The following is a 13,453-nucleotide window of genomic DNA, read 5'->3' as shown; positions in this document are numbered from 1 at the left end:
GCGCCGGAATGGCGGTGAAGCCAGGAGATGGGAGGTTACGCAACGTTCGTCAAAACATTATCTAACATTTCAGACGATCCTGTCTGATGGCGCTACTGGCCAATGCAAAGGCGTCCGCGCCTGGACGCCGCTATCCCGCCAACATCGGCCGAGCGGCCTCGGGCATGATGTTGAGCACGCGCATCATCGCCAACCGGGCGCCGTCGATATTGCCCAGGGCGATAACGTCGGCGACGTCGCGGTGCTGCTGGACGTCGGCGATCAGCTCGGCCTCGGTCGCCGCGCCGAACGAAAATACCCAGTAACGCGCGGCCTTGTGCTGCAAGGGGATCAGGATGCGGGCCAGGGCCATGTTGCCGCCGGCCCGGGCGACGGCGGCGTGGAAGCGTTGGTCCATGGCCACCAGGGTCGGCAGGTCGCGGGCGCGGGCCGCGTCTTCGCCGCCGTCGAAGGCCGCGCGGATGGCGGCGGCTTCGGCCTTGCTGGCGTATTTGGCCGCCAGGCCAGCGCAGTGCGGCTCGATCAGGGCCCTGGCCTCATAGCCCTGGCGCAGCTCAACCAGGTCAAGCGGCGCCACCGTGGTGCCCGAGCGAGCCCGGCGGATCACCAGCCCCTCCAGCGCCAGCCGGCCCAGGGCGTCGCGCACACCGGCGAGGCCCGCATCGTAGCGTGCGGCCAGCGACTGCTCGTCCAGCCGACCGCCGGGCGCCAGACGACCCAGGATCAGGTCCAGCAGGATGCGTTCATAGACCTTGGCCTTCTGCAGGTCGGGCGACCAGTCCTCAAGGCCGGAGGATGAACAGACATCCAGCACCAGGATCCGGTCGCGGGCGCCGCCGGCCAGAGCATCGTCGGGAGCCATCAGTTGTCGCAAGGGATCGGCTCCGCAAAGAGTGAGCCTGATATGTACGGTGAAATTTTAGCTGGCGCTAGCGAGCGATCTACTTAGGGACGTAGGATCGGCTGAATCGAGGACGTGAGGATACGCATCCGCCATCGGCGCCTAGAGCATTTCCCGACCTGACTGCGTCAGGCCGTGAGCTCTAATCTTCTGTTTTGACGCATTTTTCTTCACGCGAACCGGAACCACTTCGCTCGAACAATGCCCTAGAACGCTGGCACCACCGCGCCGTGATAGTGCTGCTCCATGAACGCCGCGACCTCGGGCGTGGTCAGGGCCTTGGCCAGCTTCTGGACGCGCGGGTCGTCCTTGTTGTCCGGACGGGCGACCAGATAGTTCACATAGGGACTTTTCTTGTCCTCGATCAGCAGGGCGTCCTTGGACGGGTCCAGCTTGGCGTCGAGAGCGAAGTTAGTGTTGATCACCGCCAGATCGACCTCGCTGAGCGTGCGGGGCAGTGTCGCGCCTTCCAGTTCCTTGAACTTCAGGCCTTTGGGGTTGCTGTCGATGTCCTTCAGGCTCAGCCCCTTCTTGCCGAGGTCCAGCCCGATGACGTTGTTGCGGGCCAGCAGCCGCAGCGCCCGATCCTCGGTGCTGGCGTCATTGGGGATCGCCACGGTGGCGCCCTGCGGCAGGTCGGCGATGGTCTTGTGCTTGCGCGAATAGGCGCCGATCGGCTCGATGTGCACGCCGATCACCGGGACGAGGTTGGTGCCCTTGTCGGCGTTGAAGGTCTCCAGATAGGGCAGGGTCTCGAAATAGCTGACGTCCATGCGCTTCTCGGCGACCTGGGTGTTGGGCTGGACATAGTCGTTGAAGACCTTGATCTCGATCTTCAGGCCCTGGGCCGCCAGCTTGGGCTTGATGAATTCCAGCACCTCGGCGTGGGGCACGGCCGTGGCGGCCACCGTCAGAGTATCGCCGGCGCTCGGCGCGGGCTGCCGCGAGCAGGCCGCGATCATGAGAGCGGCGAGGCTGAGAAGGGCGGCGCGGCGGGCGACCATGAACGGCTCCATTAAGGCGATTGGACGGGTAGGCTATTGCCCGGTTGCAGGCGGATGGCGAAATCAGTTTTCCTGAACCAGGGCCTAGAGTCTCGGTTCTTGTTGGGGATCATTGTCGGGGATCGTTGAGGTCGCCGCCTTGACCTCGCCGCCAAACAGGGCGCCTGAAGAGCCATGGCCAAAGAAACCGTCTACATCGTCCAAGCCTACAAGGCCGGCCGCGGCAAGGGCCTGAAAGCCGAGCAGCAGGTGGGCTGCAAGGACGCGGAGGAAGCCCGCCGCAAGGCCGAGCGCCTGGCTCCGATCCGCGAAGGCGTGGTGGCCTTCGCCGCCTCGGCCGACGTCGAACTCGGGGACTACGATGAAAACCCGGTGATCATCTTCAAGGCGGGCCGGCTGCCGTTCCCGTTCGACCAGGCCTGACCTATTCCTCGTTCGCCGGCTCTTCGGGCCCGGCGATCGTCCAGCTTGACAGGAAGTCGGGGTTTTCCACCGTCTCGCCGTCGGCCAGCGGATAGAGCCCCGGCGCGGCGGCGGTGATGTTCGAGGTCTGGGGCGGCAGGGTCGTGGTGTCGCCGTCCTGCCGGCCCAGCAGGTCGAGCAACAGACCCTCGTCGGCGTCGGCGGTGATCACCACGCCATGGAAGGCCTCGCGGCCCTGAAGCTCGCCTTCGGCGTCGAGGAGGGTCAGATTCACCAGCATGATCTTGCCGACCAGGGTCTGGGCGAAGGCCTCGTCCCAGTGCTCGGGCGGCGGGGCGGTGAGGATGGGCATGTCGTCTTCGGTCATCGTCTCTTTCAATCCACGGGACGGGGACAGGCCCGTGGGCCTGTCCCCAATCGTATCAGCGGTGCGAAACCCGGCGCACCACCGCGTCGCCGACCATCTGCAGCGCCTGGACCAGCACCAGCAGCAGCACCACGGTCACCACCATCACGTCGGTCTGGAAGCGCTGATAGCCGAAGCGAATGGCCAGGTCGCCCAAGCCGCCCGCCCCGACCACGCCGGCCATGGCGGTGTAGGACACCAGGGCGATGGCCGTCACCGTCGCCGCAGCGATCAGGCCCGGCATGGCCTCGGGCAACAAGGCCCCCAGCACGACCTGCCGACGCTTGGCGCCCATGGCGAAGCTGGCCTCGATGACGCCCTTGTCCACTTCGCGCAGGGCGGTCTCGACCAAGCGCGCGAAGAACGGCGCGGCGCCGACCACCAGCGGCGGGATCGCCCCAGCCACGCCCAGCGATGTGCCGACCAGGGCGACGGTCAGCGGGATCATCACGATCAGCAGGATCACGAACGGCACCGAGCGCAGGATGTTGATCACCAGCGACAGCACGCCGTTAGCCGCGCGGTTGCGCAGCATCTGGCCCGGTCCCGTCAGGAACAGGATCACCCCCAGGGGCAGACCCAGGATCACGGTCAGCCCCATCGACCCGCCCAGCATCGCCAGGGTGTCGAGCGTGGCCTGGCCGATCTCGGACCAATCCACGTTCTGGAAGAGGGCGATATTCTGGAGGAAGGCGTTCATTGGCCGGCCTCCGTCAGCAGATCGACCCGGACGCCGTCGGCCTGGAACCGGGCAATGGCCGCCTCGACGTCGCCCCCGGTCAGGGCCAAGGTCAGCTGACCATAGGGCGTGTCGCGCAGGCGGTGGATGCGGCCGCCAAGGATCGAATAGTCGACGCCGGTCTCGCGGGCCACCAGGCCCAGGATCGGCTTGTAGGTCGCCTCGCCGCGGAAGGTCAGCCGCACCACGCGGCCACCGACGAGGGCGCCGTGGGCCGCAACTCCATCGGCCTCGTTCACGAAACGCCGCGCCGTGGGACTGGCCGGATGCAGGAACACCGCCTCGACGGAGCCGCTTTCCACTACCGCTCCGCCTTCAAGCACCGCCACCCGATCACAGACGCGGCGCACGACGTCCATCTCGTGGGTGATCAGCACGATGGTGAGACCGAGCTCGCGATTGAGGTTGGAGACCAGGTCCAGGATCTGCTCGGTGGTTTCGGGATCCAGCGCGCTGGTGGCCTCGTCGCACAGCAGCACCTTCGGGTCTGTCGCCAGGGCCCTGGCGATGCCGACCCGCTGCTTCTGGCCGCCCGACAGCTGGGCGGGATACTTGTTGGCGAACTCCGACAGCCCCACCCGCGCCAGCAATTCGGCGGTGCGCGCCTTGACTTCGGCGCCCGGCCGTCCGGCCAGCTTCAGCGGAAAGGCGACATTGCCGGCCACGGTCTTGGACGACAGCAGGTTGAAATGCTGGAAGATCATGCCGACCCGGCGACGCAGGGCGCGCAGGCCCTCGACGCCCAAGGCCGCCACGTCGTCGCCGTCGACCAGGATCTGGCCGCTCGACGGCGTTTCCAGGCCATTGATCAGCCGGATCAGGGTCGATTTGCCCGCCCCCGAAGCGCCGATCACGCCGAACACCTCGCCAGGGGCGACCGACAGAGACACGCCGCTGAGCGCGGCGCGGCCGTTGCCGGCATAGGTTTTGGAAACGTTGTCGAAGGTGATCACGGGCTGGCTCGAAGATTGTGGAGCGGCAGCATTTAGGCGCTGACGCTCCTCTTGGCGAGGGGCGGGCCCTACTGCCCCGCGCCGCCACGCTCCCCTGTGCCGCCGCAGGCGCCTTTCCAACGTGATGACGGCGGCGGCGCCGCGATAGGGTCGCCCCCTTGGCGGCGCGGCCCCCTCCCCCTATACGGGCTCAGGCGAGACCGTGCGGGCGTGGCGAAACTGGTAGACGCTACGGACTTAAAATCCGAAAGAAACCAAAAACTAAGACGAAAAACCTTGCAAAATCAATGCAAAACTGTTAAGTTGGCTTTAGTTGGAGCTGACACATTGCTGGCACACTCCGACACACGGAGGTGCTCATGGCCACAACGGCTCACGAAATTCTCGGCGGCAAAGTTCAAGTTTTCCAAAGGGACAAAAGCCCCTTCTGGTGGTGCTCGGCGTCAGTCGCTGGTCAGCGGTTTCGCGCGAGCACGAAGGAGGAAGGCCTTCAACAGGCGAAGGCATTTGCAGAAGACTGGTTTCTCGAACTCAAGGGTAAGAACCGTTGGGGCGGCGGCGTCCCCACGAAGAAGCCTAAGGGCGTTCTTTTCACGGTCGCGGCCGATCGCTTCCTTACAGAATTCGAGGTTATCACTCAGGGTCGGCGAAGCCCCATTTATGTTCAGGGCCACAGGGACCGCGTGAACAATCACCTCATTCCGTTCTTCGGCAAAATAGGCGTTGAGGAAATCACTTCCGGCATCCTCCTCGACTATCGCGTCCATCGCCTTCGCGAAGGGCGAAAGCCTCGTTGGACCGAGGTGAAGAGTGACGAGCTTGCGAGAGCGCGCGGCGAAGAGCCGCCCGCACGGCAGCACGTCCCGCTATCGCGAAGCGCCCTGCATCAGGAGATCGTCTGCCTTCGGCAAATCCTGAAAACAGCCCACCGGCACGGCTGGCTGCCGATGCTTCCGGACATGTCTCTTCCCTTCAAGGAAAAGACGAAGATTACCCATCGAGCATGGTTCTCACCCGACGAATACAAACGGCTCCGCGATCTGACGCGAGACCTCGCGCGCGAGCCGACTGCCGAGCGGTACCGTTCGGACTACCAGAATTTGCACGATACCGTGCTCTTCCTCGTCAACACCGGGCTACGCCCAGACGAGGCCCTCCGCCTCGAATATCGAGACGTCGATGTCGTTACCGACAATTCGACGGGCGAACGCATTCTCGAAATCGAGGTCCGTGGGAAACGTGGCATTGGCTACTGCAAAAGCATGCCTGGCGCGGTCATGCCTTTTCAGCGGCTGCTCAAACGCGCGGACGGACAACCCACAGATAACGTCTTCCCCGTGCTCCAGCGAAACCTCTTCAACCTCGTGCTAGACCGGCTCGACCTCAAGCGAGATCGAGAGGGCCAAGTACGCACATTCTACAGCCTTCGTCATACTTACATCTGCCTTCGACTCATGGAGGGAGCTGACATCTATCAAATAGCGAAGAACTGCCGAACAAGCGTGGAGATGATCGAGGAATATTACGCTTCACACATCAAAAACGTAATTGATGCTTCGGCTGTAAACGTAAGGAAAGGCCGCCTGTTTCCTAAGAATGCTAAGGCGGAGAAAGTCAAAGCACCCCTGCCGACCGTGAAGCGGTCGAAATCCCGCTCGACGGCTAAGCCTTAGCCGACTATAGCTGAGCGCGGTTTAAGCGGGCGTGGCGGAATTGGTAGACGCAACGGACTTAAGTCAACATTGAGTGCCCCGGCGGAAACGCCGGGTGCAGAACTGCTCAAATTCGGGGAACCCTGTGAAATGGCGATCCCGAGCCAAGCCCCATCGGGGAAGGTGTAGAGACTAGACGGGCAGCACCTAACCGCCGGCTTTGCCGGCGCACGGTGAAGGGATAGTCCAGACCACGAACGCGCCTTCGGCGCGGCGGCGAAAGTCGAAGTGGTAAGAAAATCCGTCGGGAGTAATCCCTTACCGGTTCGATTCCGGTCGCCCGCACCACCATGGAGGCGCATGACCCTACGGGACCAGTTGGCGAGCGCGATCGCTTCACGCCTTCATTCCTCTACGCATGATCGTATGGGGGAGCTTGGCGATAGCCTCGGGCTGACTGTGCCTGAGCAAGGCGATGGCGTTACCAAATGGCATCGCGCCCATGGCGCGGTCGAGGGAAAGACGGTCGAGGAACTGACCAAGGCCGCGTTCGCCGCCGTGAGCATCCAGCATGACTATGATCTCGAAGAGCTTGCGCTGACGGCTCAGGAGCTGAACCAGTCTCCTATACGCGAACTGACCCGGCGGGATGTGGCAAAAGTCTTTGGTCACGACCTATCAGGTGAGCGCCCATTGGTCCCCATGCTCAAGGGCTGGTTTCCCTTGGGCGGCGTAGATTTTTCCGCCATTTTCGGCGGCGTCGACACGACAAGCCTATCGGCGCAGATCGAGCGCCACATGGTACGAAACGATGATTGGTCGGTCGAATATCTCTTCGACCAGATTGGCGCGTATCACTGCTCTCGCGCCCGTTTCGCAGCGCTAATCGGCGCTGCCGTCCATCCTCTTGCGCGGAGGGGACCTGAACAGATCGCGTTGGCGAAACAGTTGTCAGAAGTGCTGCGTCGGGAAGGCTACGAGCTTGTCGTCGTCGGCGAAGAGGCGTCGCATCCCATCTACCAGGTCGAGCCTGTCGCTCAGGGCGTACAGGGCAAGGCTAAGAACCTGATCTTCGCCTCTAACGGACCAAAGCCCGAGATTGCGATGAAGGACGCTATCAATAACGACATCGCGGTCATGACAAACGAGGCGAGTTGTTTGATCTACGAGCGCCCGCTCACGAGCAAGGGGCTGCTTTGGAGTGAGCTAGTCGATTGGTGGGCGTCGCGCCCTGGTACTGATCGCGCCGAGGCGGCGAAGGGTTTGGGCGAGCGGCTGAAACAGTCGCTCGACTCCGACGCAGAGAAGAATCTGTTCGGAACCTACTTTAAGGCTTTCCGAAACGAGCTAGGCGATGCGCTGCCGGCACTCATTCCGCAGGTATACCTTCACTACGACCCTGCAATCTCCAAGAACCTTCGCCATCGCCTTCCGCTTCCCCGGCAGCGGATGGACTTTCTGCTGCTGCTGCCATTGCGGCAGCGCATCGTTATCGAAGTGGATGGGAAACACCACTTCGCAGAGGGCGAGAAGGCATCCTTGAAGGTCTATGCGGAGATGGCTGCAGCCGATCGGGAACTACGTCTCGCCGGCTACGAGATCTACCGCTTCGGTGCCAATGAACTGGTCGGATCTGGAGCGGTTGAACGCATCGAGGCGTTCTTCCGCCAACTCTTTGAGAAGCATTCGATCGGCTCCGCCCGACCGGTAAGGTAAGGCCCATCAAGACCCCTCCCGGATCGCCAGAACCAGGTTGGCGATAGCCGTGATGAACGCTGCGATAGCGCTGATGATCGGTGCGATAGCGCTGATGATCGGTGCGATAGCGCTGATGATCGGTGCGACGGTGTTCCATTTCATAAGTCCTCCTTGGTTGCCGCACGCGGGATGCGTGTCGGATGAGGACCTTCCGCCGAGCCTCTAGACCGGGCCGGAACAGGTCGCAGTAGCGCCGCGAAGCGGGGCGGAGCTGCACAAACAAAAGGTGCGGAAGCGAGCCACCTTGCAGGGCCGGCCGAGCCGACGATCCTTCTCATCCCGACCGTTATCCTGCTGTGGTGACATAGGACTTCGTGACGCTGGAATGCCGCCCGTTCATAAGTCTTAACGAATTCCTAACCACTTCCCGCGTAGAATAGCAGGGTAGAGGTACGTATCGAGCCCGAACTAACAGGCACCATCGAAGGCCCAAGCGCGCGGCAAGCTTCGCCGGCGGAGGCGGAAGCCAGCCTCAGGGCTAACCTTCTCTCGCACCTGAACGCCGCCCAAGCCGATATTGAAGCCGCCATCTCAGCGCTCCGCCAATCTGGCGGTTCGGCACTGTTAGCGGCCGAGAGTCAGCTTCAGGCACTCGGAGCGTTGCAACGACGCGTAGGTCATGCGGGTCTTGTCTTCCTTGCGAGCCTTAGGGCCGAGGTGACGGCGCAGGCTTCTATGGCTTCGTCAGTCGCAGGCGCTGCACAGGCGGCGGCTACGGACGCCGGGCAGATCACCCTCGCTGAGGCGAGCCAAAATGCCCGCGCTGCCGTGACGGATTTCACGAACGACTATTTCCGTGACCGGAAATTCGACGCCTACCTGACCTTCAAGTCAGAGGAAGACGAGCGCGAGTTCCGCAAGCGAGAGGCCGAACGGCAGCGTGCGATTGAGGAGGCCTCTGCTCTGCACACGCCTGCGGGTGACGCACGGGCGCTTGAACTTTCAAGGGCGCAGTTGGAAGACGCTGGCGCGCACGGTGCAAACCGAAGCCCCGACTACGCACCTAATCTCGCAGCGCTGGAAAAGGCTTCGCAGGATTTGGAAGCAGCGCAGACAAAATCTGCAAATGTATCGAAATCGGCCGATCAGTTGGCGGCTCTAGGCGATCTCGATGTGCCCTCAAAGGCACCGCTTGTTCCGCGCGAGGAAATCGAGCGCCTGAAGCTAGCGGGCGTCACCTACTCTGAAACCACACGTGCCGATCACGGGGTGCCGGAGCAGCAGCGCATTTCGGGCCAGTCGCCCTCCATCACATAAGGTCGGCAGCCTTGCAGGCTGCGACCGATGATTTGAGGTAGGCGGTGTCCTGGGCGAAGCGCGGCAACTGCGTGTCCTTCGTCGCGTCGAGATCCCGCTTCACTTCGTCCTGGCTGATGCCAATCGCCTTGCCAAGGATAAACGACACGCCCCAGGCCTGCTTTGCCCGCTCTTCGAGAGCGTCGGCAGCAGCGGTGTTGCCCACGTTGGTCTGTAAGTGCCGCACGTAAGCGGCGGCGGCAAAGCAGCGAACCGCCGTATTGTACGGGCCTCGGTTCACCTCAGCCTGAGCGGCGCTTGCGGTCAGCACCACGACAGATACGACGATGCAAACCCGCCACATAATTCCCTCGCCAAATCTGAATTTCGGCAAGGAAATTGTAACACTATGAGCAATTCTGTTGCCCGATGCGGTGGCTTACATACAGTTGTTGGCGTCTATGGAACGCCGAAAACTCAACTGTCCCTACGTCACTGGTCGAACGACTAAACTACCGTGCGCGCGAGATTTATCACCTCGCGACTCTTGCAACTCTATTGCTCATTTTGTTGCAGGTTGTGGCGGAGCGGCATGAGCGTCGGTGCAGAGCAGCTTTTTGATGCGCTCGGCGCGAGGAAATATGTCTCAGCAGCAGAGCGACTTCGCTTCCTCGATGCTGCGGAGAGTGCACCTCCGACGCAGCGCGCATTCTGTTTGCTCGTAGCGTATTCCGGTTGCCGCCTTAGCGAAGCACTCGCCATCACGCCCGCACGGCTTGATGCCGGTATTGGCAGCGTCGTTTTCCGCACGCTGAAGCGTCGCAAAACGGTCTACCGCTCCGTGCCGATCCCGACCGTATTGCTGGATGAACTGCTCAAACTCTCATCAGGCCGAGTTGCGGACGAAAGACTTTGGGATTGTTGCCGTCAGACTGGCTGGCGCTGGATCAAAGAAACGATGGAGCGAGCAAGTATTTCGGGCGTCCAGGCGACGACAAAAGGCCTTCGTCATGGGTATGGAATCGCGAATGCACAGGAAAATGTGCCGCCCGGCCTCACACAGCGCTGGATGGGGCACGCGCGGCTAGAAACTACGGTGCTCTATCAGCACGCTACCGGCGCAGAAGAGCGCGCCTTCGCGGAGCGGCTGTGGCGACGCACCCAGCGCGGGCGAGACTAAACCACCAAGAAAATGGCGGCGCTCCCTGAGGAACGCCGCCACTCAATCACAGGCGCGTCGGCTGCCCGCTAGCGGATCATTCCCTCCATCGCGGTACGCGGCCCGTTGCGCCGCCAGAGCCACTGACCCACGATCCAGGTCGCCCAACCGCCCCCGCCCAACACGATCGCGCCGATGGGCGAGTCCAGTGCTTCAATGCCGCTGACCATCCTCGTGAGGCACAGGCAAAGAAGGATCGCGAGCGCGAAAACACTGGGGTGGGGTTTCTTCGTTTCTTCGTAGTTCACAGCTTACCTCCTTGGTGGTGCGGCATCTCAGGGGGAGATGGCGCGGTGATGACCGTTGGGCGTGGGGCTTACCGGTCGAAATCGAGTTCGTGCTCCGCCTCCGGCGCGTCGCGCATGCGGGCGTCATCGAGAGCCGACCAGCGGTCGGAAAAGGGATCGAGGGGGGGCTCCGAAGCCTCATGCCGCTCCGGCAGGACCCAGTTGAGCGACTGGCCATCTTGAGGGTCCGGCGAGTGCTCGCGGCGACCAGTCCAGCCTTCCAAGACGACCACGTCGCGAAAATCGGTGACGACATCGAGCGCCAATTCGAAGAAGGCCTCATGAAGTTCCGACCGGTGCGGCGGCATCTTCGCGCCAAGCTCGGTGTCGGGTTCGCGCGTGAAGTCGAACAAATGGTCGTCAAATTCGGATGGATGCTTAGGCATGGGGTTCCTTCAGGCCGGGGGGGGAGAGAAGCCGAGCGCAGTGCTCGGGGAGCGAGGTGAAGGCCTCCGCTGCGGAAGGCGCACGCATCGGGCGCGGCACGCATTGGCTGACGGTCCAATCGCTGCTCGCAGCGACACGCACGCGGGCTCTCCGGCGTCGGGCGATCCATCCGAGCGCGATGACCCCAGTCGCGGCGGCGGTGATCCATCGCGCGGGAGAGCTGGGGTCGAGGATCGCCGGCAAGGCGTAGAACCAGCCGAGCGCTAAGCCGGCGAGAAACATCAAGAACACGATGGCGCGCCGTGGGGAGCGACCAGCCCGAGGCGTCGCGCTGGGGTCCATTGCCTCCCATTCGCGGTTCCAGGCGCGGTAGTCGCCAGCCACCTTGATGGTGTGACCCACCGCGCCCCCGAGCAGGAGGCAGAAGAAGACGACCCCACTCTCGCCGCTGACGAGGGCGACGTAGCCAACGAAGACCGCGAGCAGGACCAGCGCCGTGCCGATGACGGGATGGCCGATGATGAGGGTGGATGTTTGGGGGCGTTTCATTGGCGGAAACTCACCGGCAACCACGGACGCTGCGTGGCATTGAAGCGCCGCCCCGCCTGAAACCAGATGGCCGAGACGACACCGCCATTCGCCGGGCCGCCGGCCTTGAGCGACCTGCTGAACTCGGCCGGCTCAATCTCCCAGTCCATCGTCTCGCTGTAGCCAGAGGTGACCGACTGACCGTAATTGCGGCCACGGTTGCGACCGATGTTTTCGCTGTAGCCGCTGGTGGTGCCGGAACTCGAAGAGCTGCTGGATTGACCTTGGCCGTCGGTCGAACTGCTAAAGCTCGAGCTCGTCCCGAAGTTCGAGCCCTCGCCCATGCTCATGCCGTAGGACGTGCCGGAATTCTCACCCTCGTTGTACGAGCCGCGCCGCTGCAACGATCGGCCGATTGTCTCGGCCGCCCAACGGTTGGTCTCCGGGCATGAATTGTTGTGGAAGATCTTCGTACCGAAGTTCGCCAGCAGCATGTCGGCGCGGTGCTTGGCGTTCTCGCCGCCGATCTTGGCGTAGATCGTGGGGAGCGACTGGGTCAGGTAGACCGTCGAGCACCGCGACGAGCGCGACATTGACTGGAACTCGGGATCGAAGGTCGTGACGAAGTACTGGGCTTCATCGGCCCACAGGAAGACCGGCAGTTCGCGGTGCTTAGGCGCAAGACTGTTGCGCCCCAACACAGCGCGCTGGAAGGCGAGCTTCAACACGAGCTGTGCGATGATGCCGTCCTCGTTCCAGACGGAACTCGACATATCGAGAATGATGACCGCGCCGTGGAAGGTCAGTTCTGGGACGACCGTCGTCCCCTGGCAGAAGACGCGGTTAAGGCGGCCATGCATGAAACGGTCGAGCGCGGTCGACAGCGAGATCGAGATATTGCCGCGCGTCTTGGCGTCGAGGCGCGAGAACTCGTACGCCCAGTAGGAGGCGATGCGGTTGAAGGCGTCGAGCGCGAGGGGCACGGCCGGCTCGCGTCGAGCGCGGACCATGGTCGCAAACATGAAGGAGTCCTGCCGCCAGGCTTCGTCGTCAAACTGCGCCGCGCTGATCGCGGCAGAGGTGATGAAGCGCAGGATGTCTTCGATCCGCACGTAGCCGTGCGCCGCGTAGAGCACGGGCACGGTCATCCGCAGCAGTTGGCGGATCGCGTTCTCGAAGAAGGCTTCGCCGACATGGCCGGCGTTCGGCATGGCGAGGCGGATCGCCTCAAGCACGCGCATCAGGAGTTCGATGACGCTGCCGATACCCTCAAGGCCCTGTCGGGCAAGTTCGTTGGCGATGAAATTGAAGGCGTGATGCTCGTTGAAGACGATGACCGAGCGCTCGCGGCCACAGGCGCGGGCTTCAGCGCGCCAGAGTTCGACCTCATCGGGCTTCGCTGCCAGCACCAGGCCGCCGAAACCGGCGCGAAGGTAGGCGCGGCGCAGCGCAGCGCCGCTGCCGCTGGTCTTGCCGCTGCCGATGCCGCCCTCGATGAAGACGTTTTCGCAGGCGTCGCGGACGGTGAAACGGTCGGTTGGCGATAACTTTAGAAGGGGCAGGTCGAGCGATCCCGACCAGACTCTATGGGCGCGCGAAACCAGTTGGGCCACAGGGAGCCCTCCATTGCGGAGCAGGTTTTCAGGGAGGCGCAACGCAGCGCCATTCGAAACGCGGGCCTCGGAAGCGTGAGGCAGAACTAGAGGAGGTCCCGTCGCGCGCCGGGATCTCAGTCGTCAATCAACGTCAGGCCTGACGCAGATCAACGTTCGTCGGATTGGAGAAATCCAAACCGAGAGCACCCAGGATGAAGGCGGAAGCCGCCGTCGCCAGGGTGATGCCCGTACCAGGAGCTTCACAGGTGAAGCCGCAGGTAAGGCAGAACAGAGCGTCTCGCCTGAACCCGCGTTCGCGAGTCCACAGCACGCCGGAGCAGTTGGGGCATCCCATCATGGAGCCC

General features: G+C 63.0%; 17 protein-coding genes. 5 read left to right on the top strand and 12 right to left on the bottom strand.

The genetic code is table 11. From position 1 onward, the window contains the following. Nucleotides 1–130 precede the first annotated feature (130 nt). Together ACP7AG_RS11630 and ACP7AG_RS11625 are read right to left on the bottom strand one after the other, a co-directional pair. Nucleotides 131–862 carry a GntR family transcriptional regulator gene (locus ACP7AG_RS11630; protein ID WP_426014962.1) on the bottom strand — a complete coding sequence of 244 codons (732 nt, stop codon included), beginning with the start codon at nucleotides 860–862 and terminating at the stop codon, nucleotides 131–133. A gap of 245 nt (nucleotides 863–1,107) precedes the next feature. Continuing rightward, nucleotides 1,108–1,917, bottom strand: coding sequence for a MetQ/NlpA family ABC transporter substrate-binding protein (locus ACP7AG_RS11625; protein ID WP_426014825.1), 810 nt, complete (start codon nucleotides 1,915–1,917; stop codon nucleotides 1,108–1,110). A gap of 162 nt (nucleotides 1,918–2,079) precedes the next feature. Here ACP7AG_RS11625 and ACP7AG_RS11620 point away from each other — a divergent pair, with 162 nt between their 5' ends. Further along, complete coding sequence (locus ACP7AG_RS11620; protein ID WP_426014828.1) at nucleotides 2,080–2,328, top strand: hypothetical protein; 249 nt, start codon at nucleotides 2,080–2,082, stop codon at nucleotides 2,326–2,328. A 1-nt stretch (nucleotide 2,329) separates the two neighbouring features. On the opposite strand, the gene ACP7AG_RS11615 is transcribed toward ACP7AG_RS11620, so the two are convergent. From ACP7AG_RS11615 to ACP7AG_RS11605, 3 genes are read right to left on the bottom strand one after another with little or no spacing between them, the layout of a single operon-like run. After that, complete coding sequence (locus tag ACP7AG_RS11615) at nucleotides 2,330–2,695, bottom strand: hypothetical protein (protein ID WP_426014830.1); 366 nt, start codon at nucleotides 2,693–2,695, stop codon at nucleotides 2,330–2,332. Between the two features lie 55 nt (nucleotides 2,696–2,750). Beyond that, nucleotides 2,751–3,434: a methionine ABC transporter permease gene (locus tag ACP7AG_RS11610; protein WP_426014832.1), complete on the bottom strand. Its 684-nt coding sequence runs from the start codon at nucleotides 3,432–3,434 to the stop codon at nucleotides 2,751–2,753. Next, nucleotides 3,431–4,426, bottom strand: coding sequence for a methionine ABC transporter ATP-binding protein (locus ACP7AG_RS11605; RefSeq protein ID WP_426030935.1), 996 nt, complete (start codon nucleotides 4,424–4,426; stop codon nucleotides 3,431–3,433). The genes ACP7AG_RS11610 and ACP7AG_RS11605 overlap by 4 nt, the downstream gene beginning before the upstream one ends. A gap of 359 nt (nucleotides 4,427–4,785) precedes the next feature. On the opposite strand from ACP7AG_RS11605, the gene ACP7AG_RS11600 reads away from it, so the two are divergent. Both ACP7AG_RS11600 and ACP7AG_RS11595 read left to right on the top strand, forming a co-directional pair. Further along, nucleotides 4,786–6,099: a tyrosine-type recombinase/integrase gene (locus ACP7AG_RS11600; protein WP_426030934.1), complete on the top strand. Its 1,314-nt coding sequence runs from the start codon at nucleotides 4,786–4,788 to the stop codon at nucleotides 6,097–6,099. A 339-nt stretch (nucleotides 6,100–6,438) separates the two neighbouring features. Beyond that, a complete protein-coding gene (locus ACP7AG_RS11595; protein WP_426030933.1) occupies nucleotides 6,439–7,794 on the top strand; it encodes a hypothetical protein in 1,356 nt (451 codons plus the stop codon). Nucleotides 7,795–7,800: 6 nt separating this feature from the next. Here ACP7AG_RS11595 and ACP7AG_RS11590 read toward each other — a convergent pair whose 3' ends face one another. After that, the gene (locus ACP7AG_RS11590) at nucleotides 7,801–7,938 is read right to left on the bottom strand and encodes a hypothetical protein (RefSeq protein WP_426030932.1); all 138 of its coding nucleotides are present in this window, start codon (nucleotides 7,936–7,938) and stop codon (nucleotides 7,801–7,803) included. A gap of 573 nt (nucleotides 7,939–8,511) precedes the next feature. On the opposite strand from ACP7AG_RS11590, the gene ACP7AG_RS11585 reads away from it, so the two are divergent. After that, a complete protein-coding gene (locus ACP7AG_RS11585; RefSeq protein ID WP_426030931.1) occupies nucleotides 8,512–9,093 on the top strand; it encodes a hypothetical protein in 582 nt (193 codons plus the stop codon). Here ACP7AG_RS11585 and ACP7AG_RS11580 read toward each other — a convergent pair. Continuing rightward, the gene (locus tag ACP7AG_RS11580; RefSeq protein ID WP_426030930.1) at nucleotides 9,086–9,406 is read right to left on the bottom strand and encodes a hypothetical protein; all 321 of its coding nucleotides are present in this window, start codon (nucleotides 9,404–9,406) and stop codon (nucleotides 9,086–9,088) included. The genes ACP7AG_RS11585 and ACP7AG_RS11580 overlap by 8 nt on opposite strands. 258 nt (nucleotides 9,407–9,664) lie before the next feature. On the opposite strand from ACP7AG_RS11580, the gene ACP7AG_RS11575 reads away from it, so the two are divergent. After that, on the top strand, nucleotides 9,665–10,252 hold the full coding sequence (locus ACP7AG_RS11575) for a tyrosine-type recombinase/integrase (protein WP_426030929.1): 588 nt from the start codon (nucleotides 9,665–9,667) through the stop codon (nucleotides 10,250–10,252). 68 nt (nucleotides 10,253–10,320) lie between these two features. Here ACP7AG_RS11575 and ACP7AG_RS11570 read toward each other — a convergent pair whose 3' ends face one another. From ACP7AG_RS11570 to ACP7AG_RS11550, 5 genes are all read right to left on the bottom strand, one after another. Continuing rightward, a complete protein-coding gene (locus ACP7AG_RS11570; protein WP_426030928.1) occupies nucleotides 10,321–10,539 on the bottom strand; it encodes a hypothetical protein in 219 nt (72 codons plus the stop codon). Between the two features lie 68 nt (nucleotides 10,540–10,607). Then, the gene (locus ACP7AG_RS11565) at nucleotides 10,608–10,964 is read right to left on the bottom strand and encodes a hypothetical protein (protein WP_426030927.1); all 357 of its coding nucleotides are present in this window, start codon (nucleotides 10,962–10,964) and stop codon (nucleotides 10,608–10,610) included. Continuing rightward, nucleotides 10,957–11,514 (bottom strand): hypothetical protein, encoded by a 558-nt coding sequence (locus ACP7AG_RS11560; protein WP_426030926.1) that lies wholly within the window; start codon nucleotides 11,512–11,514, stop codon nucleotides 10,957–10,959. Before ACP7AG_RS11560 ends, ACP7AG_RS11565 begins: the two co-directional genes overlap by 8 nt. Next, complete coding sequence (locus ACP7AG_RS11555; RefSeq protein ID WP_426030925.1) at nucleotides 11,511–13,106, bottom strand: type IV secretory system conjugative DNA transfer family protein; 1,596 nt, start codon at nucleotides 13,104–13,106, stop codon at nucleotides 11,511–11,513. The genes ACP7AG_RS11560 and ACP7AG_RS11555 overlap by 4 nt, the downstream gene beginning before the upstream one ends. A 133-nt stretch (nucleotides 13,107–13,239) precedes the next feature. Then, nucleotides 13,240–13,446: a hypothetical protein gene (locus ACP7AG_RS11550; protein ID WP_426030924.1), complete on the bottom strand. Its 207-nt coding sequence runs from the start codon at nucleotides 13,444–13,446 to the stop codon at nucleotides 13,240–13,242. Nucleotides 13,447–13,453: the final 7 nt, after the last annotated feature.

Origin of the sequence: Caulobacter sp. DWP3-1-3b2 (assembly GCF_049896325.1) — a bacterium.
Lineage (GTDB): Bacteria > Pseudomonadota > Alphaproteobacteria > Caulobacterales > Caulobacteraceae > Caulobacter.
Note: the sequence above shows the minus strand (reverse complement) of the source record. Positions and strands in the feature narration are given on the sequence as shown.

Coding starts and splice junctions, on each gene's coding strand:
- ACP7AG_RS11590 (WP_426030932.1), bottom strand. CDS start 7,938: ATGAAATGGAACACCGTCGCACCGATCATCAGCGCTATCGCACCGATC.
- ACP7AG_RS11565 (WP_426030927.1), bottom strand. CDS start 10,964: ATGCCTAAGCATCCATCCGAATTTGACGACCATTTGTTCGACTTCACG.
- ACP7AG_RS11560 (WP_426030926.1), bottom strand. CDS start 11,514: ATGAAACGCCCCCAAACATCCACCCTCATCATCGGCCATCCCGTCATC.
- ACP7AG_RS11585 (WP_426030931.1), top strand. CDS start 8,512: ATGGCTTCGTCAGTCGCAGGCGCTGCACAGGCGGCGGCTACGGACGCC.
- ACP7AG_RS11600 (WP_426030934.1), top strand. CDS start 4,786: ATGGCCACAACGGCTCACGAAATTCTCGGCGGCAAAGTTCAAGTTTTC.
- ACP7AG_RS11620 (WP_426014828.1), top strand. CDS start 2,080: ATGGCCAAAGAAACCGTCTACATCGTCCAAGCCTACAAGGCCGGCCGC.
- ACP7AG_RS11610 (WP_426014832.1), bottom strand. CDS start 3,434: ATGAACGCCTTCCTCCAGAATATCGCCCTCTTCCAGAACGTGGATTGG.
- ACP7AG_RS11630 (WP_426014962.1), bottom strand. CDS start 862: ATGGCTCCCGACGATGCTCTGGCCGGCGGCGCCCGCGACCGGATCCTG.
- ACP7AG_RS11550 (WP_426030924.1), bottom strand. CDS start 13,446: ATGATGGGATGCCCCAACTGCTCCGGCGTGCTGTGGACTCGCGAACGC.
- ACP7AG_RS11595 (WP_426030933.1), top strand. CDS start 6,439: ATGACCCTACGGGACCAGTTGGCGAGCGCGATCGCTTCACGCCTTCAT.
- ACP7AG_RS11575 (WP_426030929.1), top strand. CDS start 9,665: ATGAGCGTCGGTGCAGAGCAGCTTTTTGATGCGCTCGGCGCGAGGAAA.
- ACP7AG_RS11625 (WP_426014825.1), bottom strand. CDS start 1,917: ATGGAGCCGTTCATGGTCGCCCGCCGCGCCGCCCTTCTCAGCCTCGCC.
- ACP7AG_RS11615 (WP_426014830.1), bottom strand. CDS start 2,695: ATGACCGAAGACGACATGCCCATCCTCACCGCCCCGCCGCCCGAGCAC.